General features: G+C 47.4%; 26 protein-coding genes. 14 read left to right on the top strand and 12 right to left on the bottom strand.

Annotated features, from left to right (window positions below):
- Positions 1-104: 104 nt before the first annotated feature.
- Complete coding sequence (locus AADZ70_RS00675; RefSeq protein WP_342007538.1) at positions 105-290, top strand: YhzD family protein; 186 nt, start codon at positions 105-107, stop codon at positions 288-290.
- Positions 291-314: 24 nt separating this feature from the next.
- Here AADZ70_RS00675 and AADZ70_RS00670 read toward each other — a convergent pair whose 3' ends face one another.
- Entirely contained in the window at positions 315-1,082 is a 768-nt protein-coding gene (locus tag AADZ70_RS00670; RefSeq protein ID WP_099745099.1) for an enoyl-CoA hydratase, read from the bottom strand.
- A gap of 184 nt (positions 1,083-1,266) precedes the next feature.
- Here AADZ70_RS00670 and AADZ70_RS00665 point away from each other — a divergent pair, with 184 nt between their 5' ends.
- Genes AADZ70_RS00665 through AADZ70_RS00655 form a run of 3 tightly spaced genes read left to right on the top strand, consistent with a single transcriptional unit; the run spans position 1,267 to position 3,367 of the window.
- Positions 1,267-1,620 carry a hypothetical protein gene (locus AADZ70_RS00665; RefSeq protein ID WP_188153861.1) on the top strand — a complete coding sequence of 118 codons (354 nt, stop codon included), beginning with the start codon at positions 1,267-1,269 and terminating at the stop codon, positions 1,618-1,620.
- Between the two features lie 27 nt (positions 1,621-1,647).
- Complete coding sequence (locus tag AADZ70_RS00660) at positions 1,648-2,145, top strand: cation:proton antiporter regulatory subunit (protein WP_014469990.1); 498 nt, start codon at positions 1,648-1,650, stop codon at positions 2,143-2,145.
- A gap of 7 nt (positions 2,146-2,152) precedes the next feature.
- Positions 2,153-3,367, top strand: a complete 1,215-nt coding sequence (locus AADZ70_RS00655; RefSeq protein WP_016938356.1) for a cation:proton antiporter — start codon at positions 2,153-2,155, stop codon at positions 3,365-3,367.
- Positions 3,368-3,392: 25 nt separating this feature from the next.
- On the opposite strand, the gene AADZ70_RS00650 is transcribed toward AADZ70_RS00655, so the two are convergent.
- The 3 genes from AADZ70_RS00650 to AADZ70_RS00640 form a co-directional block, all read right to left on the bottom strand.
- Positions 3,393-4,682: a SidA/IucD/PvdA family monooxygenase gene (locus AADZ70_RS00650; RefSeq protein WP_342007537.1), complete on the bottom strand. Its 1,290-nt coding sequence runs from the start codon at positions 4,680-4,682 to the stop codon at positions 3,393-3,395.
- Between the two features lie 101 nt (positions 4,683-4,783).
- Positions 4,784-6,286: a coproporphyrinogen III oxidase gene (locus AADZ70_RS00645; RefSeq protein ID WP_342007536.1), complete on the bottom strand. Its 1,503-nt coding sequence runs from the start codon at positions 6,284-6,286 to the stop codon at positions 4,784-4,786.
- 112 nt (positions 6,287-6,398) lie between these two features.
- On the bottom strand, positions 6,399-7,265 hold the full coding sequence (locus AADZ70_RS00640; RefSeq protein ID WP_016938359.1) for a Cof-type HAD-IIB family hydrolase: 867 nt from the start codon (positions 7,263-7,265) through the stop codon (positions 6,399-6,401).
- 435 nt (positions 7,266-7,700) lie between these two features.
- Here AADZ70_RS00640 and AADZ70_RS00635 point away from each other — a divergent pair, with 435 nt between their 5' ends.
- Positions 7,701-8,774: a DNA alkylation repair protein gene (locus AADZ70_RS00635; RefSeq protein WP_047476758.1), complete on the top strand. Its 1,074-nt coding sequence runs from the start codon at positions 7,701-7,703 to the stop codon at positions 8,772-8,774.
- A 37-nt stretch (positions 8,775-8,811) separates the two neighbouring features.
- On the opposite strand, the gene AADZ70_RS00630 is transcribed toward AADZ70_RS00635, so the two are convergent.
- Both AADZ70_RS00630 and AADZ70_RS00625 read right to left on the bottom strand, forming a co-directional pair.
- Complete coding sequence (locus AADZ70_RS00630; protein WP_045927096.1) at positions 8,812-9,162, bottom strand: YlbF family regulator; 351 nt, start codon at positions 9,160-9,162, stop codon at positions 8,812-8,814.
- An 85-nt stretch (positions 9,163-9,247) separates the two neighbouring features.
- Positions 9,248-10,381, bottom strand: a complete 1,134-nt coding sequence (locus tag AADZ70_RS00625) for a DUF445 family protein (protein WP_342007535.1) — start codon at positions 10,379-10,381, stop codon at positions 9,248-9,250.
- 237 nt (positions 10,382-10,618) lie between these two features.
- Here AADZ70_RS00625 and AADZ70_RS00620 point away from each other — a divergent pair, with 237 nt between their 5' ends.
- The 6 genes from AADZ70_RS00620 (at position 10,619) to AADZ70_RS00595 (ending at position 14,665) form a co-directional block, all read left to right on the top strand.
- The gene (locus AADZ70_RS00620; RefSeq protein WP_016938363.1) at positions 10,619-11,710 is read left to right on the top strand and encodes a YheC/YheD family protein; all 1,092 of its coding nucleotides are present in this window, start codon (positions 10,619-10,621) and stop codon (positions 11,708-11,710) included.
- Positions 11,700-13,058: a YheC/YheD family protein gene (locus AADZ70_RS00615; protein ID WP_342007534.1), complete on the top strand. Its 1,359-nt coding sequence runs from the start codon at positions 11,700-11,702 to the stop codon at positions 13,056-13,058. The genes AADZ70_RS00620 and AADZ70_RS00615 overlap by 11 nt, the downstream gene beginning before the upstream one ends.
- A gap of 83 nt (positions 13,059-13,141) precedes the next feature.
- Entirely contained in the window at positions 13,142-13,357 is a 216-nt protein-coding gene (locus AADZ70_RS00610) for a YheE family protein (protein WP_012117190.1), read from the top strand.
- Between the two features lie 224 nt (positions 13,358-13,581).
- Complete coding sequence (locus AADZ70_RS00605) at positions 13,582-13,788, top strand: alpha/beta-type small acid-soluble spore protein (RefSeq protein WP_016938365.1); 207 nt, start codon at positions 13,582-13,584, stop codon at positions 13,786-13,788.
- A 102-nt stretch (positions 13,789-13,890) separates the two neighbouring features.
- Complete coding sequence (locus AADZ70_RS00600; RefSeq protein WP_016938366.1) at positions 13,891-14,016, top strand: hypothetical protein; 126 nt, start codon at positions 13,891-13,893, stop codon at positions 14,014-14,016.
- A 28-nt stretch (positions 14,017-14,044) separates the two neighbouring features.
- Positions 14,045-14,665, top strand: a complete 621-nt coding sequence (locus tag AADZ70_RS00595; protein ID WP_342007533.1) for an SDR family oxidoreductase — start codon at positions 14,045-14,047, stop codon at positions 14,663-14,665.
- 40 nt (positions 14,666-14,705) lie between these two features.
- On the opposite strand, the gene AADZ70_RS00590 is transcribed toward AADZ70_RS00595, so the two are convergent.
- Positions 14,706-16,727 (bottom strand): ABC transporter ATP-binding protein, encoded by a 2,022-nt coding sequence (locus tag AADZ70_RS00590; RefSeq protein WP_327813809.1) that lies wholly within the window; start codon positions 16,725-16,727, stop codon positions 14,706-14,708.
- The gene (locus tag AADZ70_RS00585; protein ID WP_327813808.1) at positions 16,724-18,481 is read right to left on the bottom strand and encodes an ABC transporter ATP-binding protein; all 1,758 of its coding nucleotides are present in this window, start codon (positions 18,479-18,481) and stop codon (positions 16,724-16,726) included. Before AADZ70_RS00585 ends, AADZ70_RS00590 begins: the two co-directional genes overlap by 4 nt.
- A gap of 420 nt (positions 18,482-18,901) precedes the next feature.
- Here AADZ70_RS00585 and AADZ70_RS00580 point away from each other — a divergent pair, with 420 nt between their 5' ends.
- Positions 18,902-19,402, top strand: a complete 501-nt coding sequence (locus tag AADZ70_RS00580) for a universal stress protein (protein WP_045927089.1) — start codon at positions 18,902-18,904, stop codon at positions 19,400-19,402.
- A gap of 38 nt (positions 19,403-19,440) precedes the next feature.
- On the opposite strand, the gene AADZ70_RS00575 is transcribed toward AADZ70_RS00580, so the two are convergent.
- Entirely contained in the window at positions 19,441-19,992 is a 552-nt protein-coding gene (locus AADZ70_RS00575) for a hypothetical protein (protein ID WP_342007532.1), read from the bottom strand.
- Positions 19,993-20,100: 108 nt separating this feature from the next.
- On the opposite strand from AADZ70_RS00575, the gene AADZ70_RS00570 reads away from it, so the two are divergent.
- Entirely contained in the window at positions 20,101-20,685 is a 585-nt protein-coding gene (locus AADZ70_RS00570; protein ID WP_016938374.1) for a TetR/AcrR family transcriptional regulator, read from the top strand.
- A gap of 40 nt (positions 20,686-20,725) precedes the next feature.
- On the opposite strand, the gene dat is transcribed toward AADZ70_RS00570, so the two are convergent.
- Entirely contained in the window at positions 20,726-21,577 is an 852-nt protein-coding gene (gene dat, locus AADZ70_RS00565) for a D-amino-acid transaminase (RefSeq protein ID WP_099745088.1), read from the bottom strand.
- Positions 21,578-21,833: 256 nt separating this feature from the next.
- Between dat and AADZ70_RS00560 the strand changes: the two genes are divergently transcribed.
- Positions 21,834-22,682 carry a polysaccharide deacetylase family protein gene (locus AADZ70_RS00560; protein WP_342007531.1) on the top strand — a complete coding sequence of 283 codons (849 nt, stop codon included), beginning with the start codon at positions 21,834-21,836 and terminating at the stop codon, positions 22,680-22,682.
- A gap of 34 nt (positions 22,683-22,716) precedes the next feature.
- Here AADZ70_RS00560 and AADZ70_RS00555 read toward each other — a convergent pair whose 3' ends face one another.
- The gene (locus tag AADZ70_RS00555; RefSeq protein ID WP_342007530.1) at positions 22,717-23,460 is read right to left on the bottom strand and encodes an NAD-dependent protein deacylase; all 744 of its coding nucleotides are present in this window, start codon (positions 23,458-23,460) and stop codon (positions 22,717-22,719) included.
- A gap of 51 nt (positions 23,461-23,511) precedes the next feature.
- Entirely contained in the window at positions 23,512-24,627 is a 1,116-nt protein-coding gene (locus AADZ70_RS00550) for a mechanosensitive ion channel family protein (RefSeq protein WP_342007529.1), read from the bottom strand.
- Positions 24,628-24,737 lie beyond the last annotated feature (110 nt).

The raw sequence follows: 24,737 nt of genomic DNA, 5'->3' as shown, positions 1-24,737 counted from the left end.
AATCCAACTCCTTTCCCGATCCATTATATACTAATAATGGGTAAAAATTAATGGAGGATTTTAAATTCTTTATGAGAATATCATTCTATAAAGGAGGTGACGTGATGGGACAATATGTATTGACTGCATTCCATGCGTCGGGAGAAAAACTGCTGGATGAACGGATCGAAGCAGGTAACGAGGCGGAGGCAAAGGCTGCCGGAGAGGCTTTGTTAAAGGAAAAAAAGCTCGCGAACACTACTCATCGCTTAGTAAATGAAGCCGGAAAGCTGATTTTATTCCACAGATAACAGAAGCTTTCCGGCTTCTGTATTTTACCGGTTAAATTGCGGCGTCCGTTTTTCTAAAAAGGCGCGGATGCCCTCTTTATGATCATCCGTTTTTCTCATATTTTCCTGGGCCTTTCGTTCAAGAGACAAAACGTCTTTTAAACGGCTGATATGGAGGCTTTGATAAATAGCCTTCGTTTCAATCATTGCTGCCAGCGGCGCATGTAACAACCGGTCGATGTACGGCTTTGCCCCTGCCGCAGGGTCGCCGCTGAACAGCCCGTCGGCAAGCTTGAGCTTCACCGCTTTTTCAGCCGGCAATTTTTCGCCGCTCCAAATCAGTTTTTTCGCTTCAATCTCACCGACGCGTTTCATTAATAAATAATGGCCTCCTCCGTCGGGAACCAATCCGATGCCGATGAAATTCATCGCGAGGCGGGCATTTTCTTCGGCGAGAACCACGTCGGCACACAGCGCGAAACTCAGTCCGAGCCCCGCCGCGGCTCCGTGGATGGCGGCTATCACAATTTTTTTCATATCATAGAGCGTCAGTGTAATGGATTCGATCATTTTCATGAGCCGTTCATATTCTCCTGAATCATGATCCGATGTCATCATCTGAATATCACCGCCCGCGGAAAATCCCCTGCCTTCCCCCCGCAAAAGGACGATAAGCGCCTCACTGTCAGCTGCCATGACGCATGCATTCTCCAATTCCCGGAGCATTTGTTCATTGAGCGCGTTGTAACTGTCAGGCCGGTTCAGCACAATCTCTGCAATCTTTCCCTTTTCTTCATATCGAATATACTGCATGTTTACACCCTCCTTGTATCCGCTTACATATTTTGTTCAAAGGATATATTCTTTCCGCCGAAGCGAAACCCCTTTATTTTTCAAGGTCAACAGATACCGAAAAATGCATATCATTTGAAACTGAACATACATTTTTATATAGTGAAATTGACATACAAAACAAAAAGGGGGAGGAACGCCGATCATGAACTATGTGATACTGAGTTTTTTATTGAGCTTTTTTATGGTGCTGTTCCCCCCTTCGGATGTCGCCCTTCCTTCCCAATTGGTGACAGAAACAGACAGCCACGTTCAAATTTCGGTTTACCCGCAGGAAACGGACTCGGCAAAGACGCCGGCCCCTGCCAAAACCGCTCCGCACGGCCTGTCAAAAGGGTACGATGCGTTATCCCGAATGGTCACCCTGTTATCTGTCAAACCTCTTGATCAATTCATTGATTCCACACTGGAAAGGACATGCGCCATTCCGATACAATACCAGTCAAATTACCTCCGGCATCAGAGCCTTTCTCATTGCCAATCTGTATTTACGGTGTAAAAACAGTCTATTCCGGAGGGATTTTTTATGAATATTAAGGAAAACGATCTGCCCGGCATCGGGAAAAAATTCGAAATCGAAACGAGAAACCATGAAAAAATGACGATCATCATTCATGACGACGGCAGGCGGGAAATTTACAGATTTGATGACCGCGACCCTGATGAGCTTCTGGCAAGCATTTCTCTTGATGATGCGGAAGCAAGACAGATCGCCGCGATTATCGGCGGGATGGTGTACAAACCGCAGGCGCTTGAATCGATTGAAATGGCGTTCAGCGATCTGATTATCGAATGGTTTAAAGTTGAAAAAGGGGCAAAAGCGGCAGGCCGGACGCTCGGCGAACTGGATGTGCGCCAAAACTACGACGTGACGGTCATCGCCATCATTAAGCATAACCAGAAAAAGTTTTTAAACCCGGGCGCTGATTCGCTCCTTGAAGCAAACGATACACTCGTCCTCTCAGGCGAAAGAAAGCATTTGAAGAAACTGATCCAAGACTTTCTCTCCAGAGACGGAGTGTGATCTGTTTATGGATCATCTCGTATTTGAAGTCGGTACGGCGCTAGTTCTCGTGGCCATTGCAAGTGTCATCGCCAATAAAATTAAATTCTCGATTATTCCCTTCCTGATTATTTTAGGAATGCTTGTCGGGCCGCACGCGCCCCAAGCGGGCATCATTGACCTGACATTTATCGAAAGCCGCGAAGTGATTGAATTTTTCGGACGGATGGGCGTCCTGTTCCTCCTCTTTTACCTCGGGCTTGAATTCTCGGTCGGAAAATTAGTCAAATCCGGACGTTCCATTGCCGCCGGCGGAACGATTTATATTCTGATTAATTTCAGCTTAGGACTGATATACGGCTTTATCACGGGCTTTTCCTTTTTGGAAGTGCTTGTATTGGCCGGTGTCATCACGATATCATCAAGCGCCATTGTCGCAAAAGTGCTTGTCGACTTAAAGCGCACGGCCAATCCGGAAACGGAGCTGATTCTCGGCATCATTATGTTTGAGGATATCTTTCTGGCGGTTTACTTGTCCGTTGTTTCCGGGCTTGTATTGGGAGACGCGACGTCTGTCGGAGGCGCGCTGATGTCGATCGTGATCGCTTTCGGATACATGCTGCTGTTTTTCATAGCCGCTCGAAAATTGCCGCCTCTTCTGAACAAGCTGCTTGATATCCGTTCAAACGAGGTGTTTGTCATTGTCATTTTTGCAGCGCTCTTTTTCATTGCCGGCTTTTCCGAAACGATTCATGTCGCCGAAGCGATCGGTGCGCTTTTACTCGGACTCGTCTTTTCGGAGACGGCCCATTCTGACAGGATTGAGCATCTTGTCGTGCCGTTCCGTGACTTTTTCGGGGCCATGTTTTTCTTCAGCTTCGGGCTGAGCATTGATCCGTTTTCACTCGGAGATGCGGTATGGCTTGCCCTCGGCGCCGTTTTGCTGACGATTGCAGGAAACTTTATCGCCGGCATGATTGCCGGGCGCCGGGCAGGGCTTTCTCATAAAGCATCGTCTAACATCGGGCTGACCATCGTCTCCCGCGGCGAATTCTCCATCATCGTTGCGAATCTCGGCATCGCCGGCGGACTGTCCGCCTCACTAAAACCCTTCGCCGCCTTGTATGTTTTGATACTGGCCATCTTCGGCCCTTTGCTCACGAAAGAATCGAAGCGGATATATCTCCTGTTGAACAGCGTTTTCAAATGGAAAAAGCCTGAAAAGACGCCGCAGAAATCATAAAAAAACTGACCCCTTACTAAAGGGGTCAGTTTTTTCGCGCGGGAAGAAATTGCTGAAAAGCCGTTTTTTTGTTAATGGAGAAATGCTCTTTTCCCAGAATGGTATTAATGATTTTTTGGTTTCTGTAAACAGACAGCTTCAAATTCGTAGCCCCTGTTCCGTGGGCGTGGTCAAGATTCGTTAATGTGAAGAAATGATGCCGCCTATCGTCCTTAAAGACGAGGCGGGAATCGGCCGTCACTTTAAACCGTTTCTCATCCTCCCATTCGATATCGGAAGAAATGGCCGAAAACCAATCCGGAATATGCGGCTTGAAGCCGGTCGCCAATATCACTTTTTCTGAATCGGCCGTAAAGGTTTCATCCATCTGCCATTGATGAAAGCTCAGTGCGCAGCGGCCGTTTTTCTTTTCAATTTTTTTAAGTTCCGCCATCGGCTGAATATAGACATCAGGCGAGCCTCCGCTGATCGACCTGTGGTACAGGGCATCGTAAATGTCAGCAAGTGTGTCAGAATCAATGCCGTGGCGCAGTCCTTCCAGCTCAGGCAGTGTATTCAGCCGTTCCTGAAAAGGCAGGCGGTTAAAATACTCCACATAATCGGGTGTAAACATTTCCTGTCCGAGCTTGGCGGTTTCCAACTCTCGAAATCCGGCGGAGCGTGTCACCCATTGCAGCCGGCAGCGGCGGTATTGTTCATCATGCAATAAATCAGAAAAGATCTCCGCTGCGCTCTGTCCGGAGCCGACTACTGTAATTGATTCGGCACCGGCGAGTTCATCTTTCCGGAACAAATATTCCGTGCTGACCATCGTGTCCTGACGCGCCCCGTCATCAATCTCTGCCGGAATAAGAGGCTCAGAACCCGTTCCCATGACGAAATGCTTCGTTTGATACACGCTGATGCTTCCGTCCTCAATGTTCTTGACGCTGACTTCATAATGGCCGCCGGCATTTTTCACGCCGATTACCTCTGAGCCGAAACGGCATGATTTGATTTCTGAAGCCGCCCAGCTCAAATAGTCGTTAAACTCCCGCCTTGGAATATCAAATTCATTAAACGTATAAAACCGGTACAGCCGGTCATGTTCATGGAGAAAGTTCAAAAATGTGTAGCGGCTTTTCGGATTGGCAAGCGTGACGAGATCAGCCAGAAACGCCACCTGTAAATCCGTTCCTTTAATTAACAGGCCCGGATGCCACGCAAATTCTGTCTTTTTATCGAAAAAAAGAGCGTCTGTTTCGGGTATATCCTCTAACAAAGCGGCAAGCCCTAAATTAAACGGCCCGATTCCCGCTCCTATGACATCATACATAATTACACCTCTTACGAATTACAGTCTGATGATCTTTTTCCCGTTTTCACATACAGATAAACATAAAAAAACGGCACGCTGATTCCGTGCCGTTTTTCATATTACAAAGCGGATTTGACGAACATCTCATCTAAGTATTTGATTTTCTCTTCTGTATAATGCTCGAATCGGTCATTATATGATTTCGGGTCTTTTGGATTGGCGAAGTGCGTGATTTTTCCGGTTTCCGGATGAATGAATTTGCTTGCCGCGCCGCAGCCGATACCGATAATCGTCTGCACTTCTTCCATAATCATAATGTTGTAGATGCTCTCCTGACCCGGGAAGGAGTAGCCGACATTTTCAAGATTTCCAAGAATGTTTTTCTGCCGGTACAGGTAGTACGGTTTATAGCCGTGCTCTTTTGTCCAGCGGACGGCGTCATCCATCATGCGGGATACTTCCTGCCTGTCGGCAACTTTATACTTATGCTTGTTTCTCGTCATTTCTGACGCCCGTTTGAAAGAAAGCGTGTGAACGGTCAAAGATTCAGGCATCAGCTTTTCCGTTTCATCAAGACTGTGCCTGAACTCACCCGTCCCTTCTCCCGGCAGGCCGATGATCAGGTCCATGTTGATGTTATTCATGCCGTGTTTGCGGGAAAGGCGGTACTTTTCAATGGTTTCTTCGACTGTATGATGTCTGCCGATGGCCTTAAGCGTTTCGTTTTCATAAGACTGCGGGTTGATGCTGATTCTGTCAATCTTATACTTATTTAAAACGGCAAGCTTTTCCTCCGTAATCGTGTCAGGACGGCCCGCTTCAACGGTAATCTCTCTGATATTTGCGACATTCGGGAAAGAACGGACCATTTCTTCATATAAAAGATCCATTTCTTCAGCGGTAATGCTTGTCGGCGTACCGCCTCCGAAATAAATGGTCGTCACCTTGATATCATGCTGTTTCAGCCATTCGCCGATTTTTTGCATTTCATAGTGAAGCCCCCATAAAAAGGAGCCGACTCTGCCTGCCTGTCCTTGGATGGCATAGGCCGGAAACGTGCAGTAGGCGCACTTCGTCGGGCAGAACGGAATGCCGATATAAATGCTGACTTCATCTTTGACCCGGTACAGATCGGGAACCGCGGCGAGCTGGCGGTCGACAATCTCCTGCATCAGATTGATTTTTTCATCATGGATCAGATAATCTTTTTTCAGATCGGCATGCGCCTCTTCTTTTGTCAGGCCGCTTTGCAGCTTTTTATGAAGAAGTTTAGTAGGCCTGATTCCGGTCAGGATTCCCCATTTTTGCGTCATGCCCGTATGCGATTGAAGAAGATTTAAGTAGACGTATGACAGCGTGTTTTTCACCTGTTTAAATACTTCTTTGTCGCTCCATCCGGCAAGAATCGGTTTCGTGTGATGCTCCCTTACGCCGGTTCCTTTGATTTCTCCCGATACTGACACGCTGTCTGCATCTTGAGAAATGGCAAGTGAGATGACGAGATCAGAGGGTTCCTCCGTTTCGGCGTATGCAAGAACACACTCCTCAAAAAATAAATTCGCGATGTTTTGCAGCGGACGATGCAGCCTGTCATCCGTTATGCCGTCTATTTTGATTTGCAATGTGATCACCTTATTTTTCAGATTCAAAACTTTCTTTAGTGTACAGAAAGAACAGGCTAAAATCAATCCGCGAAAAAGCCGCAGACCGGTGTTTCGCGTCTGCGGCTCTTTATTACGGCCGTTTCATGTGGAACTTATCGAGAAAGCCTTTGCGGTGCTGCATGCGGAAGTATTCCTTGATCATATAGGCGACGCCCTGTTCATCATTTGACCTTGTCACCCAATCCGCTTTTCTTTTTAATTCATTAGAGGAATTCCCCATCGCGACACCGAGGCCTGCCAGCTCGATCATCGGCAGATCATCTTCCTGATGGCCGATAGCCACGACCTCTTCCATTGAAAGCCCGAGTTCAGCTGCGACCATCGAAAGTCCGCTTTCTTTTGAAACCCCTTTAGGCACGATGTTCAGCTTTTCTTCGTTAACGCGGATCACGTCCACGGCCGGGAATGCTTTCACGATCGTATCTGTTATGTCAGCCTGCAATCCGTTTTCAGCATACACCTCAATGACGGGCGCGGAAACCGGTTCATCAAGGAGCAAATCACTTAATGATTCGACAAACTGAACCGGGTAAAAAATCGGGTCAGACGGATGAATCATCGTTTTCCCGACCAGATTGGAGTTCACTTTCTTCTTGTTTCCGATCGAATATTTTTCGTGCAGAAGCCGGATATTGCATTGATAGCTTTCCAGCACCTGGACAATATTAAACGTGTGATCTTCCGATATTTTCTTTTCGAAAAACGGCTCATCTATTTTTTCGGAAATGTATGCGCCGCTGTGGGTAACCAATTTTGCATTCAGTTTTAATATTTTCGCTACTTTTTGAGCGGAGCGAAAATGGCGGTTTGTGACCAGTGTGACGTAAATCCCTTTTTTCTTGACGTATTCGATGGCATCCTTTGTCGTCTGATGCAGTTTGCCGTTGGAGCGAAGAAGCGCTCCGTCTATATTTAACGCCAGCATTTGTTTTGACACAGAGAAGTCCCCCTCCTTGATGACTGTACTTGTCATTAGGATATGACCCTGTCTCTTTGTTTAGAACAACCTTTTCTCAGCAGCAAAAAAGCCTGCCTCAAGCAGACTTTGAACTGTCATTTTGTGGGATACGATCGATTTGCTGCCTTCTCCCCAATGTGTATTTCTATATCAGGAACCCCTTATTTGACCGTTGATGCGCTCGTTTCACTTACTCTCTGTTGCTACCCCTTAACATAACAGGCAGTATAGGCGACCGTATCCTTGGACCTTCTGTAAGTGTAGGCGCTTTCAGGGTTATTATCACACGTTTACTGTTAAAAGACAAGGGTTTTTTTAACTAAAAAAATCAGAGGGCCATCTATGCTGAATGTATGATAAAGTTGAAAGAGAACATATATTCGCATATAATAAAAGAAAAAAGCGGTGACTTTCATGTCTCTATTAAAAGATATTTATAACGAAGAATTTGCAGAAGCACTTCTGAACAGAATCAAATCGGCGCATCCGGCTTTTGAGCGGGACATGTGCCGGGCGCTGATGTTTCAGGAAGATTGGCCCGAACTGGCATTAAAACAGCGGATGCGCCGGATCACAGACTCTTTATATGAAACACTGCCGAAGGATTACATACGGGCGCTTGACGTCTTATATGAGACAGCTCCCCATTTCACAGGGCTCGCCGGGATTATTTTTCCCGATTATGTCCAACAGTACGGAACGGATCACTGGGAAGAATCAATGAAGGCGCTTCAGTTTTTCACTCGTTTTTCCACTTCCGAATTTGCGGTCCGCCCGTATATCAAGCTTGACCGGGAGCGAATGTTCAAAGAGTTCCTTTCCTGGACGGAGCATCCGGACGAACATGTCAGAAGGCTTGCCAGCGAAGGCTCAAGACCGCGCCTGCCGTGGGGAATCTCCATTCCGGCTCTTCTTGACGACCCTTCTCCGATTCTCCCTGTTCTGGACCGCTTGATGCAGGATGACTCGTTATATGTCAGAAAAAGCGTGGCAAATAACCTGAATGACATCTCCAAAACACATCCGGATCTTCTGGCACAGATCGCAGCCGATCGGTTCGGAAGCTGTCCGCACACGGATTGGATTTTGAAGCACGCCTGCAGGACACTGTTAAAAAGAGGAGACAAACAGGCGCTTGCGATTTTCGGGTTTGAAGACGCCTCCCGGATTTCATTGGAACGTTTTACACTGAATTCGGAAACGGCCGCCATCGGAACAAGCATACATTTTTCTTTTCAGATCCGCTCATCCGCCCGGCAAAAAGTCAGGGTTGAATACGCGATTGATTTTGTAAAGAAAAGGGGGCACCGCAGCCGCAAGGTGTTTAAGATGTCGGAGTCCGCCATGGATAACGGAGACGTAAAAGCCTTCAGCAAACATCATTCCCTTAAAGATTTAACCACCCGCAAGCATTATCGGGGAATTCACACTCTGTCTGTCATCATTAACGGAACGGTAAAAGGTTCGCTTGATTTTTCTGTTGAATAAAAAACCCCCTCCATTTCATAGATGGAGGGGGTGGAGCTTACTGCGGGTTTCCGTAAAGCTCTTCAAGAGGTTTCATGATAATTTTGTTTAACTCGCCGATCAGCATGCTCATGCGCTGTTCCGCCTCCATCAGCTGAGAAATCAATTCATGCTGCTGGACAAGAGCAACCGTTTTTTGCGCCTGCTCTACCTCTTCCTGAGTGATTTCTTCACCTGACATCTGTTTCTGCTGCAGCTGCAGCTGTACATTGCGGAAATTATCAAACATGCGTTTTGCGGATTCATCTGCGTTTACTTGATCATAAAGCCCTCTTAAACGGCTGTATTCATCACTGTTACGCAAAGCTTTTTCAAGATCATATGCTGCATCATAAAAATGAACTGCCATTGTAACCGCTCCTTTCTTCCTTTCAGACATACCACTCCACTATAACAGACTGCGGAGTGACTTTCATCCTTGGCCGATGTTTTCCTTAGAAAAGAATGACAAACAAAGCTTGGATTGCTCCGATGATCCCGCCGAGCAGACCGCCTAAATACGTAATCATCTTAAATTCTCTCTTGGAAATCGACAGCACCATTTCCTCGAGCCGCTCAACCGGAAACTGATCAACCTGCTCTTTGACCACTTCCTCAAGACGAAGGCGTTTAAGCACATCTTCCAAATGAGCGGCAATACTGCCGAGCGCTGCATCAAGCAGCTTCGGCGCATACGTTCCCGTAATCTCCCCTTCATAGCGGGAGATGATGTCACCGAGCCGGCCCTCAAAAAAGGGTGCGGTTTGAAGCGCGGCCAAAGCCCGTTTTTTCAGGCTGAACAGCAGATCTTTCGCATTCCACTTTTCGTCGGCCTCATAAAGTGTATAAGATTTGAGCTTGCCCCATTCTTGAGAAAGCAGATCAGTCAGAAGCTTTTTTGTTTCATCGTTGTGCAAAAACTTTAACAGCTCAGGCAGCACACGGCCGGCCAGACTTGAATTGCCGAGGAACATCTGCACCATGCTGCCGAGCATCCCCCGTGCATTCAAAAAGTCGTCGATCATATTGCCGAGTCTGTCTTTGCCTTCTTCACTTTCAAAATAATCAATGCTCCGCTTCAGGATATAATCGGCGGCCATCGGAACTTTTTCATCCAGCTGTTTCTGCAGCTCATCAGGAAGCCAGTCCTTTATGGCGCGGTGTTCATATTTCCGGTACAGTTCCGAAAGCTTTTCATCTGTAAAACGGTCAATCCAGGCATCCGTTTTTTCCTGAGGATTCCGGATGCCTGCGGCGGCCAGAGCTTCCTGCACCGTCATATCGGAAGCGGCCATTTTTTGCGTGAATTGTTCGGCGAACACAAGCGCCTGGTTTTTAACGGTATCTGACAAAAGCCGCTTTTTTATGCCTTCCGGAGTTAACAGATGGTTCGTCACCATGAGCCCCATCTGTTTTGCCAATTCGTCCCGTCTTTTCGGGATCAGCCCCGGGGTAAACGGAATCCGTTTTCCGAACAGGTAATACGGACGGTACGGACGAAATAACATCTGAATGGCAAGGTGATTTGTCACCGCGCCGATCGCGGCTCCGATCACAATCATAAATATAAACGTTCCTGCTATGCCCATTCCTTTTCTTCTGCCTCCATCTTATGTTCTATTTTTCTAGATGATATATCTATTCGTATTATAGAGGCTGGCGTGAATGCGGGCAAATGAAGAACCTGAATTGTTGTTTCTCAGGAATAAGGCAAGATGCTGTTTCGTACTCTTTACAGTAGATCATCTTTTATGCTGCGCTTGACATGTCTATTGGATGGAAGGGCCGTTTCATCAGCGGCTTTTGAATAAAGGGGGAGTAACAACATGACAACACTCGGTTTTATGTCCGTATCCCGCCGGCACGAAGAAGATTTCGCCGGTGAACTGGCTGAAAGAGCGCCAGAGTACAATGTGCGCTTTGCCCGATTTACACCGTTTGATATTTATCCGGATTCTTTACGCGTGAAAGCGCTCGTGTATCATCCGAAAAGCGGAAAATGGAACGAAACGGAAATTGATATTCCCGAATTTATTTACGACCGCTGTTTTTACGGAAAATCTGCTGAAGCTCAAAAAGCCAAACCGATCGTCGAATGGCTGAAAAAATATCCAAAAACGGAATTTATCGGCCGCGGGCTTCCTGATAAATGGACGGTCACGAATGCGCTCCAAGAGCATCATCTGATCAGTCCCTATATTCCTGAAACGGTCGAAGTCAGCCGTTATGAAGAGGTGCAATCATACTTAGCGAAAGAAAAAGCATGTATACTTAAGCCCGCTTTCGGCGCGGGAGGAAGAGGCATCATCCTCCTTAAAGCAGGGAAAAAATCAATTTCAGCCACTTACTATATCGGGAAAAACAAGCAGACAAAAACGTTTTCCAACCACGTGTCTTTTAAGTCCTGGTGCAAAAAAGTGCTGCAGCACCGTTATTTGCTTCAAGCCTACTTAAATATTCAGGATAAGGAACAGCACCCGTGCGACATCCGCATTTTCATGCGCAAAAATGAGTCAGGGGCTTGGGAAACGGTCGGAAAAGCGATTCGAAGAGGTTATCAGAACGGTCTTTTATCTCATTTGCGGGGAGGGTCCGAGCCGCTTAAATTTGACACGTGGTTTGAAGAAATTCCGAAAAAGCAGCAGGCCGTTTTATTGGATGACGTCTTTTCGATCACCCAATCCGTCCCTTATTTTCTTGATGAACAATTCGGACCGCTGTTTGAGCTGGGGCTCGATATTTGTTATGCCAAAGACGGGCGCATCTGGCTTTTGGATGTCAATTCAAAACCGGGACGGAACGCTATTTTAAGCGTGGCTCCCGAGGCGAAAGAGGATTTGTACACCAGTCCGCTGAAACGCTTCCGCGATCTTCAGTCACAGGAAAACCGGAAAGGAGCACTTCCGCGTGAATCATAAAGGGATGATGGTCGGCATCGATAAAAAAAGCAAAAATACGCTGTATCTCCCCTCCGCCATGAAACGGGAAGGGATTTTATCCGCTGCCTTCGGGACCAAGGTTGTCAAATGCCGTGTGGCCTTTTCTCAATCTCTTGAAAAAAGCGCGCTCCTTTCTGAAGATTTATTTGAGGAGCTGATGATACCGCATAAAAGCCGGGCTGATTTTCTCATCCACGGCCAGACGGTGCATATCGGACCGCTGATCGGCGTTTTTACAGCAGGGTTCACATCATCGGCACAGCGCCCGTTCAGAGACCGCACATCCTTCTTTTCCAAACTGCTCTCCCTTCACGAGCAGGCGAACGGATATTGTTTCGTTTTCGGGGCACATCAGATCAACTGGGAAGAAGGCACAGTTCAGGCGCTGATTTATAAAGAAAACAGCTGGAAACGGGCGGACGTCCCGCTTCCAAATGTTGTATATGACAGGCTCCCGAGCCGAAAAACGGAAAAAGTTCCTCTTTTACAGCAGACAAAATATAGGCTGATGAATGACTATCAGATTCCCTGGTTTAATCCGCAATTCTTTAATAAATGGGACATTCACAAGCTTCTGGAAAAAAACAGTCTCACCGCTTCTCTCCTGCCAAAATCAATCCTGCAGCCGAATGCAGAAGCGATAGAGACGTTATGCAGCACGTTTGACACCGTATTTATCAAGCCTGCAGACGGCACACTCGGAACGGGAATTTACAAGCTGGAAAAAACAGACGCCGGCTTCTCAGTCAAATACACGAATGAGGAAAAAACGGTGGTGACGGCAGATTATGCAGATGCGGCATCCTTCATGAAATCATTTGAAGAAAACAATGACCCGTCCGCTTTTTTATTGCAGCAAGGCATTGACCTGATCCAGCTTGACGGGCGCCCCGTCGATTTCAGGGTGCATACGAACAAAAATGCCGAGGGAAAATGGACAGTGACGGCGATCGCAGCAAAAATTTCCGGCAGAAACAGCATTACAACGCATCTGGCAAACGGCGGGGAAGTCAGAACGTTAGCTGAATTATACGGCGATCCGAAAGAGAGAGTCGGCATGATCCGGAAGCTTTCGAAAGCCGCCTTAGCGGTCAGCCGTGTGTTAAATGAACATATTGAAGGCTTTATCGGCGAAATCGGTTTTGACCTCGGCGTTGATGAGGCGGGGAAAGTTTGGATGTTTGAGGCCAACTCCCGCCCCGGGCGGAGCATTTTCTCGCATCCGAAGCTGAGATCAGTCGATTACCTCACAAAACGGAGAAATTTTGAATACGCGTCATATTTATCAGAACGGTCCATTACCGCCCCGGAAAAACTTTGGCGGTGAGGCCGCCTTTTTTTCGTTGACCCGGGACAGGCACAGAACTTATGAGCTACAATGAACAGGATCAACATTTCCCGATAAGGAGCGTGAACGTCATGATTTCGCACTTCAGCTGGAAACCGTTATTCAAAAAAGAGAAACTGCCCGGATGGCGGATTTCGTTTTACTGGCAGGGTACGCATTACGAAGGAATTTACCACAAGTCCGGAGACATTGAATGGGGACACACACATCCTGGGAAAGAAGAGCCGGCTCTCGTAAAAGAGCTGCATGAATTAATGCTTTATCACATATATGACTGAAAGCTAAAAGCTCAGCCTCAAAAGGCTGGGCTTTTCTTTTTCCTTCCGCTATTTACCACCCGGTTTTCCGAATGAGATGCCTTATGATTCACCATAATACGTAGTACAAAGCGGCAAACACCATTGGGTGAAGCCGAGCTGGCAATGGTTTTCATTCCGGAAACCATCAGCTGGTGCAATTCCAGCAAACCCAACCATACTACTTTATAAAGGAGATCATACAAATGGCAAACAACAACTCTTCAAACCAACTTTTAGTACCTGGCGCTGCTCAAGCAATCGACCAAATGAAATACGAAATTGCTTCTGAGTTCGGCGTAAACCTTGGCGGAGAAACAACTTCCCGCGCAAACGGTTCTGTCGGAGGAGAAATCACTAAACGTTTAGTATCTTTCGCGCAGCAGCACATGGGCGGACAAGGCGTACAATAACTCAATAAATGGCTTACAGAAGGCGCGGGATACCGCGTCTTCTTTTTATTGCCGTCACCCTTTTTCCTATTCCACATACCCTAGGAAAAAAGGAGGGAAAACATGTCATTCATTGCCTCAGTCAATTGGGAGCTGTTTCAGTTCGTAACGGTTTCTTTGGTCAATGAATATGTTGCCCACCATCTCCCCTTTATTCACAGGTATTCTTTTCCCCGCTGCTTTGAATGATATAATGAGCGGCGAGGAGGTTTTTTACATGAAAATCGCTTTACTCGGAGCAACGGGAAGAGTCGGACAGGCTTTTATAAAAGAAGCGCAGAAACACGGACACATTGAGATATTCGCTCTTGTCAGATCTGCCGGAACGGCCCTTCCCATTCCTGAAAAACATATCATCACAGGGAATGCCAGACGGCGGGAGGATATCGGCAGATTGATTTCTAAAGCGGACACAGTCGTGAGCTGTCTCGGCACGGATGGTGACGATACCCTTTCAGCCGCTATGATCCATATAATTAACAGCATGAAACAGCATCATGTTCAGCGTCTGATTACGATCGGAACCGCGGGTATCCTTCAATCACGGCTTATGCCTGACAAATACCGTTTTGAATCGTCAGAATCAAAACGAAAATCAACAAGAGCCGCAAAGGAACACGCCCGCGTATACGAGATGCTTCTGGCAGAGGATATTGACTGGACGATCATCTGCCCCACCTACCTTCCTGGCGGAGAAGCTGCCGGAGTTTACCGGTTCGAACAAGATCAGCTTCCTGAAGGCGGGACTAAAATCACCGTCGGAGACACGGCGCATTTTCTTTACCGTGAACTGATGAACCCGCAGTTTGTCAGAAAACGGGTGGGACTGGCTTACTAAATTGAAAAAGGGCGAATCTTTTGATTCACCCTCCTCCTGATTACACCGCGGACTGCGCCGTTCCTTTCTGCAATTCATACATTTGATGGTACTGCCCCTTTTGCGCCATTAATTCGTCATGGCTTCCTTTTTCAATGATGCGCCCCTTTTCCAAAACGAGAATCTGGTCTGCGTGTCTGATCGTTGAAAGCCGGTGGGCGATAATAAATGTCGTGCGCCCTTCTTGCACCACGTGCAACGCTTTTTGAATGATTGCTTCTGTTTCGGTGTCAATGTGCGCCGTCGCCTCATCCAAAATTAAAATGGCCGGATCAAACACAAGCGCTCTTGCAAAAGAAATCAGCTGGCGCTGGCCTGAAGACAGTGTTCCGCCTTTTTCCGTGACGGGCTCCATGATGCCCTTCGGCAAGGATTGCAGAAGGCCTGCGGCGCCGACTTGCCGAAGCGCTTCTTCAGCCTGCTGCAGGGAAATACGCTGATCATCGAGGGTCACATTGGAGCCGATCGTTCCAGAGAAAAGATACGGATCTTGCAGCACGATCCCCATATGCGATCTCAGCTCCTGTCTTGACATGCCGTATATGCTTTTTCCGTCAAGCAGGATATCTCCTTTTTCGGCATCATAAAAACGGAACAGAAGATTCAGGATGGAGCTTTTGCCGGAACCCGTATGGCCGACGAGGGCGACCGTCTCGCCTTTTTCAGCTGTAAAGCTGATGTGTTTCAGCACCTCTTCTCCCTTTCGATACCCAAAAGAAACATCGCGGAATTCCACAGTCCCTTCCGCCTTTCTGTCTGCGGGAGCGCCTGTTTCTTCCGTTTCCTCCTCCTGTAAAAGCTCAAATACCCTGCCCGCGGACACACGAGCCAATTCAAGCTTTGAAAATTGGTTGACAATCCCCGTAACAGGCTGGAACAAACGGTTTAAATAATCAACAAACGCATATAAAACGCCGATCGAAACAATTCCGGCCGCACTCAGACTCGCGCCTCCGAAATACCAGATCAGCCCGACAAACGCCAGATTGCGCAACACATTGACAAGACTGTGGGACATGAGGGAATTTAAAGACAGCATTTTGTTCTTATAGCGGAAATGAGCTTCATTCAATTCTTCAAATTCCTTCATCGTTTCCTTCTCGCGGCGGAACGCCTGAATAATCGGCATCCCCTGAATGGACTCATTCATTTTCGCATTGATGTCACTATTAATGGAACGGATTTTTTGGTTGAAGACGGATGCGTATTTGCGGTACACAACCGACCAGATCATTAAGATCGGAATAATCAAAAGGCAGACGGCGGCCAGTCTGACATCAAGCATAAACAGCGCCGTAAAAATACCGAGCATGTAGACGCCGCTTGTGATAAACGTAGACAGCACCGTTACATATAAATCTCTGACCGCTTCTGTGTCATTCGTAATGCGGGCCACGACTTTTCCGGCAGGCAGATTATCAAAGTAGCGGATCGGCATTTTCTGAATGTGTGAAAATACATCCTGCCTCATACGCTGTATGATTCGGTTCGCTCCCATCTGCAGCAGGTAATGCTGGCCGTAATGAAAGCACACGGAAAACATGAGCAGTCCCGCGTAAATGGCGGTCAACGTCAGCAGCCCTTTTATTTCCGGACGGTAAAATTGAAAAATTTCCTGTTTGGATAACGCAATAGCGGGATATGACCTGCTTTCTTTACCGTTTGATATTGTCAGCCGGCCGTCAGTCACCGAACGGTTTCCGTCAAAACTGACGGGACCCTCAACAAAATAGTAGGCCGCACCGACTTGATAAATATGTGCCTCTCCGGTTTTCTCCGCCCCCGGTTTGAGCCGGTCCTCCCTGACATAATCATGCCCTCTGAACCTGACGGCGTCCGGATCGTCCCCAGAGGCTTTAACCCATGTTTTTTCAACGCCGAGAATATGGTCGTCAATCATTTTTTTTCCGATAAACGGTCCGGTCAGCTCAGTGCCGACCGCAATAATGAGCAGAACGACCGCCCATATCAGCAGCTTTTTGTATTGAAGCGCGTAATTCCATAATCTTCTTCCGGTCTTCATGCGCCCGTCCCCCCTTCTTCAAGAGAGGGCAGCTGCTGCCTCTCATATTGTTCGCGATACCAGCCATTCTTCGCCAACAGCTCCTGATGCGTGCCTCTTTCAGACACCCGCCCTTCATCCATGACGAGAATGAGATCTGCGTGTTCAACTGCCGAGAGCCGGTGAGTAGTGATAATCGTTGTTTTATGCCGCCTTTTTTTACGGATGCTGTCAATGATGGCAGCTTCCGTTTTCGCGTCTACCGCAGAAAGCGAATCATCTAATATGAGAATGTCCGGATCTGTCAAAAGCGCTCTCGCAATTGAGATGCGCTGTTTTTGTCCGCCGGAGAGCGCCACCCCCTTCTCGCCAACAAGCGTCTCAAGCCCTTCTGAAAGCATGCCGATATCTTGTTTAAAATGCGCATCCTTCAGCGCGCTGCCGATTTCCTCTTCGGTTGCGTCCTGCCGACCGTAAAGCAGATTTTCCTTCACCGTCTTTGAAAATAAAATATGATCCTGCGGCACATAGCCGATCCACCCTCGGAGCTTCTCAAGCGGAATCTCCTGAATCGGAATGCCTGTAAACGTGATGGCTCCCGCACCGGGCGGATATTCACGCAGCAGCTGCTTAATGATCGTCGTCTTTCCGCTTCCCGTTTTTCCGACAATGCCGAGTGTCTGCCCTTTCTCAACGGAAAATGATACATCGGAAACAGCCGGTACCGGTCCGCTCGGGTACGTAAAAGTCACTTGTTCAAAAACAAGACGCCCGGGCTCCTTGATATCGGCGGGCTGCTTGGGCCCTGTCACATCAGGCTCATAGGAAAGGGTCTCATTGACACGGTCTAAGGAGGCATTGCCGCGCTGCATGATATTGATTAATTCTCCGATCGCAAACATCGGCCAGATCATCATTCCGAGATACACGTTAAACGATACCAGCTCTCCCAGCGTCAGCCGGTTTTGAAAAACGAGATAGGCGCCGTAGCCGAGACCGATGAGATAGCTGAGTCCGACAAGAAGTTTCACAGTCGGTTCAAAGAGTGAATCGATAAACGCCACCTTCATGTTTTTCTCGTATACATCCGCCGTCATATCACCGAAACGGCTGACATCATTTTTTTCCTGCACGAAAGCCCGAATGACCCGCACGCCGGATACCGACTCCAGCACTTTGTCATTTAATGATCCGAAAGCATCCTGCGCTTCCGTAAACCGCTCATGGATCTTTTTTCCGTACAGACTGACCGCAGCCGCCATAATCGGCAGCGGAATAATCGCGGCAAATGTCAGCTTCCAGCTGATGAGAAGCCCCATTGTCAAAAATATCGTCAGCATATACATCGTCGAATCAACGAGCGTTAGGACCCCGAAGCCCGTCGTCATACTGACGGCCTGCAAATCATTCGTCCCCCGCGCCATTAAATCGCCCGTTCTGTATTTCTCAAAAAACGGCGGTGACATTTGAAGAAGCCTTCCCATCAGTTTTGATCGGAGAATTTTCTCCATGACATTCGCCCCGCCGAAAAGCTGGTACATCCAAAAATAGGACAGCAAATAAACGGCTGCCGTTAAAGCGAGAAACACACATATGTAAAACAGCATCCCGCTTTTCGTAAACACGCCCGCCTTCATATCGTCTATTGCGTTACCGAGAAGTTTCGGCGGGAACATTTCAATGACATTCACAATCAATAACAGAACAATCGCTGTCGTATAGCGCAGCCAATAGGCTTTAAAAAACCAAGCGAGCTTTTTTAATACAGTAAACAAATACCTTCATCCCCTTTCATGAATCAGCCGCCATCAAGTTTTTCCGGATTGTTTTTCATTGTTTTCGCTAATACCGCCACATGCATCACACCTGTCTTTCATTCATTTTTTGTATAAAAAAAGACATGAAGCGTCAGCTCCATGCCTCTTATTATTATAAATAAGGTACAGACCCGCCTGTTATGCGCGACTGCACCGTTTTTAAGCAAATGTTCAGAAAACGGAAGATGTATGGCAGTCACGCCGATATTCAGCTGAAGATGATTTGACAAGCTTTAATGCTGACATGATCCATACCTCCTTTTTTCCTATATTATTCCTTTATCATATAAACGAATCCTTTTTTTGTCAATACAGGTTTTAGATTTCTTCCGTACGGGTATCGTTTTGTAAACCTTTTTTACTGAAAGGATGAGGCCGATGTTTCACGCGGACCGGTTGATTGCAGCTTTTGACGGAAGTGATGATAGCAAGAAAGCGCTTCAAAAAGCGATAGACCTTGCAAAAACATTTCACGCGAATTTAACGGTCGTGCATTCTCACAATGCAAAAGATACCCAGACGATTGTCGATCCCCCGAGGCCGGGAGCCGGTGCCACGTATATCGGCGGCGGGATTGCAAGCGTTCCCGACCCGCTTCAAGCGGAAAGAATCCCCCCTGACCCGATGATTTATGAAGACCGTACGGAAGAAATCATTGCCGAAGCGAGAATGCTGATGAACGACAGCCAGATTGACGGGGATATCGACATTTTAGAAGGTGATCCCGCTGATGCCATTATCGAGCATGCCGACCGCATATCGGCGGATCTGATCGTCATGGGGAGCAGGGACCAGAACAGGCTGAAAAAACTTTTATTCGGAAGCGTCAGTGAAAAGCTGTCATCAAAATCCGACATTCCGGTGCTGATCGTAAAATAATCCTTTCTGTACAGCAGCTTAATCAAAAGCTGCTTTTTTTAAAGCTCCCGGCTGTTTCCTCTTTTTTTCGGCATTACAAAAAAACTCGCCATGATCAAAAAATCAATGCACAGCACGACAGACCAGCCCTTCAACAGCCTGCTGAGCGCTTCGGTGCGGGAAGCGTCCTGAATGAGAAATACCGTTCCGGCTAAAAGAACGCCGCCGATGACAAACGCTAATACATGCCTTCCCCATCCTTTTGCATAATGTTTGGCATAATCCAGTCCGTACCGCTTGACCGGTTTTGCCCCTTCCTTTACGACATAATAGCGGAAACGCTCATCCGCCCATTGAATCATGCTTTTTCCGAAGGCGACAGACACTCCGATATAAACGGCCGCCACTGCATGCGCCATAGTCGCTGCCGCCCCTCTGTATAAATCAGCTGCAGCCGCCGCAAACAATACGGCATCAAGTAAAGGAATGAGAGCGAAAAAAAACATTCCGAGCTTTTGCCGCCTGAATAAATACCGCGCCGCCAATCCGAAGATAACAGCCGCCCAAAAAGCAGCCTCACAAATGACAATCAACCAAGCAATCGCGTTCAATCCGGTTCCCCCTTATCGTTTTCTAAAAAGCATTGTAACACCTCTTTTTATTTAATACAATTGTATTATAAAATTGCAAGAAATATTTTTTCCTGTTACACTGGAGACATGCCTAAAATCATCGATCATGAAAAAAGAAGAAAACAAATAGCCGAAGCCACTTGGCGGACGATTTTGGAGCGGGGCATGGAAGGAGCGACAGTGAGAAACATCGCCCGGGAAGCGGGTCTTTCTTTAGGCGCGCTGAGGCACTATTTCACCACCCAGGATGAGCTTTTAGGGTATGCGATGACCCTCGTAAAAGAAAAAGCGGCCGCCAGAATTAACGAAGTTGCCATGAAAGATCTGCCGCCGAAAGAAAAAGCGGTGCGTCTGATGCTTGAAATCATCCCGACAGATGAAGAAACGATGGCTGAAATGGAGGTATGGTTCGCTTTCACAGCTTATGCCAGACATAAGGGAGAAGAGTTTCATCCCCAGCATGACGGGATCTTGGCATATATCCGCGGTCTGATTGACTGGCTGGATGATAATAAGCATCTGAAACCAAATCTTGATAAAGAGACAGAAGCGGAGAAATTGTATGCCATTGCCGACGGATTGGCGCTGCATGCACTGCTTGAACCTGAGCGTCTTTCAAAAGAGAAAATCTCCCGCGTGCTCGTTCAGCATGTCGAGTCTCTTTTTATCTGACAGAAGCAAAAAGGCCGGATTGTTTCCGGCCTTTTTTCGTTTATGACTGAACGCCGATCTCCTGCTGAATGCTCAATTGAAAAGCCTCTTGAATCGTTTTGGCTACAGGACCCGGCACACCGCTGCCGACCGGTTTTCCGTCAAGGGTTACGATCGGGATTAGTTCAGAGGTTGTCGACGAGATGAAAATTTCATCCGCGTTTCTGAGTTCGTCTTCAGTAAGGGGCTTCTCCCGCACCTCAATCCCGTTTTCTTTCATCAGCCCTAAAAGTTTCATCCGCGTAATGCCGTTTAAAATCAGCTCATTTGCAGGATGCGTCCGGACGGTGCCGTTTATGACGGCGTATACATTGGAAGAGGTTCCTTCCGTGACCGCTCCGTCCCTTATCAGCACCGCTTCATAAGCGCCTGCTTCATAGGCTTTTTGTTTTACCATCACATTATACAGTAAATTCAGACTCTTAATGTCACACCTCAGCCAGCGCTTGTCTTCGGCCGTTATGGCCTGCGCCCCGGCTTTTTGTTCATTTTCCGGTTTTTTCACTGAAAAGGTGTATGCCGTCGTCTGCGGCTCCAATCCTTCATCATACTGGTGCTTCCGGGGCGCCTTCCCTCTCGTCGTCTGAATATAGACCCCGCCGTCAATGAGTTTGTTTTCCTGTACGAGCTTTTGGAGATCCCATTCTATGTCTTCTGCGGAGAACGGCAGGGTGATGCCGATTTCTGCGGCGCTTCTGAAAAGACGGCCGATATGCTCACGCAGACCGAATAAAACGCCGTTGTATACTCTGATGACTTCATACACACCGTCACCGAATTGATATCCGCGATCCTCAATATCAACTGCGGCTTCTTCACGATCAATCAACTGGCCGTTTACCAATGTCTTCATGTAAACCCTCCTCATCGTTATCTGCCGTGATGCGGATTCTCAGCTGTTATTGTCAACTATTCTATCATATTGAACAAGCAGGCAGCGGAGTTTATTTTTTTCTTAAAATCTTATTATTCGACATATTTTCTATGTCTTTTCCAGTTTTGTTCCTGTATACTTGATTCGACATACATATGCTGTTAACTTATGGCACTACGCAAGCCTCTGCTGTTATCGGCATTATGAAGAAATTTATGCTACTGGAGAGATTGTTATGCGCAAGACAAAAGAAGGTGCTTCCCCTTCTCTGTTTTCATTGGCTTTTAAACTTACGAGTTTAGCAGTTTTGTGCGGGCTGCTTCTGGTAATCGTCATAATGGGTTATTCCGCTTCCGCCGCAAAAAATAAACAGGTCACTGTGACTGCAAACGGGCAGCTTCGAGATGAAACAGAAAGCCTGCGGCTGAAAAACGATTCTCCCGACATCCTACTTAAACATTTGCAAAAAGAGCGGGACACGGGGAAAAAAACGGTATATTTAACCTTTGACGACGGGCCGTCTCCTTATACTGAACAGCTGTTGAATGTATTGAAGGCAAATGGCGCAAAGGCCACTTTTTTTATGCTTGAACCGCGGATGAAAGCCTATAATCATTCCGTGCAAAGAGCGAATCAGGAAGGAATCGCGCTCGGCCTGCATGGCGTGACGCACGATAATCACCTGTTTTATCAAACACCGACATCGCCGCTGAAAGAAATGCAGCAGGGACGCGATACGCTCCAGGCCATCACGGGAGTGAAAACGGATCTTGTCCGCACGCCTTACGGCAGCAAACCGTCATTGACAGACACCCAGATTAAGCATCTCGAAAGAGGCGGCTTTGTGTACTGGGACTGGACGATTGACAGTGAGGATTGGAAATACAAAAATGCCCGGTACGTGCCGGAAGTATTGAATCAGCTCGCATATTTGGAAAGCGTCCATACGAGCAGGCCGCATGTCATTTTAATGCACGATCTGCCTGCGACCGTGCATGCTTTGCCGAGCCTGATCCAAAAACTGAAAGCCCAGGGCTACTCCTTTGATGTTCTGACGGACCAGATGATTCCCGTCCATGAATAAGAAAAAGCCGGATCTGTATATGATCCGGCTTTTTTTATATCGCGGCGCTGATCCGCTTTGCAAATTCACCGATCTTCTCATGGATGACAAGATCAAATAAATGATCGCAATATGTCGGCTCAAGATTAATGATCACCTGCTTCAAACCGGGAATCCGGCTCGCATCCTCAGGGACAAACCTTGCCGGCGCCACCTCAAGCGAAGTGCCGATCACAAGAAGGAGATCAGCTTGATCAAGCTTTTCATAAAGGGTTTCAAAATGCTGGACGAGATCGCCGAAAAGTACGACATCCGTCTTTAATACAGTGCCGCAAACCGCATGATCTCCGGTTTCCGCCGTACATTCCGGCACTTCTTCCTTCAGCAGGTGAGAAAGCCCGTAGCGCGCTCCGCAGCGGGGGCATGCGGCGGTCTGAATTGAACCGTGAAGCTCATAGACACTGCTGCTTCCCGCTTTCTTATGCAGCCCGTCAATATTCTGCGTGAAAATGTCTACCTGCTTTCCCCGCTTTTCAAGGTCTGCCAAATACTTATGGCCGGCATTCGGTTCATAGCTTCCGCTCATTTTCATCTGAAACAGCTGTTTGAATTTGGGCCAGAAGTCACGCGGACGGCGTTCAAAGTATTCCCTGCTCATCGCTTCCATTCTGGAGGTGTCTTCGGTCCATATACCGCCCGCCGAACGAAAATCCGGAATGCCGGATTCCGTGCTCATTCCAGCTCCCGTCAGCACCGCGATATGTTCAGCCTGATTGATCAATGTCATAAACGCTTCCACTCTTCCACCGCCTTTTCTTTTTATCATATCATGAAAAAAGAACGGCGCCCGTTATGCCCGTTCTTTTTCTCTGGAATGATCCTTCACATGAACCGGATCATCGTGGCTTTTCTGTTTTACGAATACATTCTGGCCCGGATAGGCGAATTCCACGCCTTCCTCCGCAAAAATATCAATAATCCGGCGGTTGATATCCTGCCGCACGTCCAGGCTTTCCGCCCAAACGATGGTCTTTGTGTAAAAGTTGAAAAAAAGATTGTAATAGCTGTCCGCAAACACGTCAAAGTTAACCATAATCGTATCATCATGCACGCCTTCATGTTCACGAAGCATTTCTCTGAGCCTCGTGATGCACCGCTCTAAACGATCAATCGGCGTCGCATAAGAGACACGAACAGAAAACGTGATCTGGCGCTTCGTCATTCTCGTCCAGTTTGTGATGGCTTCCATCGACAGTGTTGAATTGGGCACAGTGACGAGCGCCCCCTGCGCCGTCCGGAACCTTGTGCTTCGGAATGTGATATCTTCTACGCCCCCTGTCACAGATGACGTCTCGACCCAGTCGCCGATCGTAAACGGCTTTTCCGTAATGATGATAATGCCGCCGAAAAAATTGCTGATCGTATCTTTAGCCGCGAGCGCGAACGCCAATCCGCCAAGTCCGAGTCCGGCCACAAACCCATTTACATCATAATTGAATTCCTGTGCGATCACGCTGACGCTGAGTGCGAGAATGACAAAGCGCAGCACCTTAGATAAAAACGGCGCCAAAATGTCATCCATATCAAGCTCAAAGCGCTGATTGACTTTATGAAATAAAAAGGAAGACGCCGATGTCAGATTGCAAAGCCCCCAGGCGATCAGCGCTATGATCAGAGAGCGGTACATTTTTTTGACAATGTCCATCTGCCCGTCTAAAAACGGCGAATACTCAATCGCTAAAAACAGCCCCAGCGCCACGAAAAACCACCTGGCCGGCTTATCAAACGCTACCGCAATCTGTTTGAATATATCGGTTTTCGGTTTGTTCGCCAATTTGTAAACAAGCTGGAAAAAGTATTTGACAAACAGCTTTCTCAAAATGAGAAAAGCCGCTAAAATCCCAATGCTGATACAGATCTGCAAAATATGGTCAAGAGTAAAAAAGCTCTTAAAATGTGTTACCATGGCATATGCTCCTTTGTCTTGTCGAAAATCCATTATACTAAAACATTCGGACATCAGCTTCTTTTAATGTCTTTATGAAAGCCTGAAAAACCCCGGCAGCAGAACACAGC

Source organism: Bacillus sp. YBsi01, assembly GCF_038406745.1.
GTDB classification, from domain to species: domain Bacteria; phylum Bacillota; class Bacilli; order Bacillales; family Bacillaceae; genus Bacillus; species Bacillus siamensis.
This window is presented reverse-complemented; position numbering and strand designations above follow the sequence as displayed.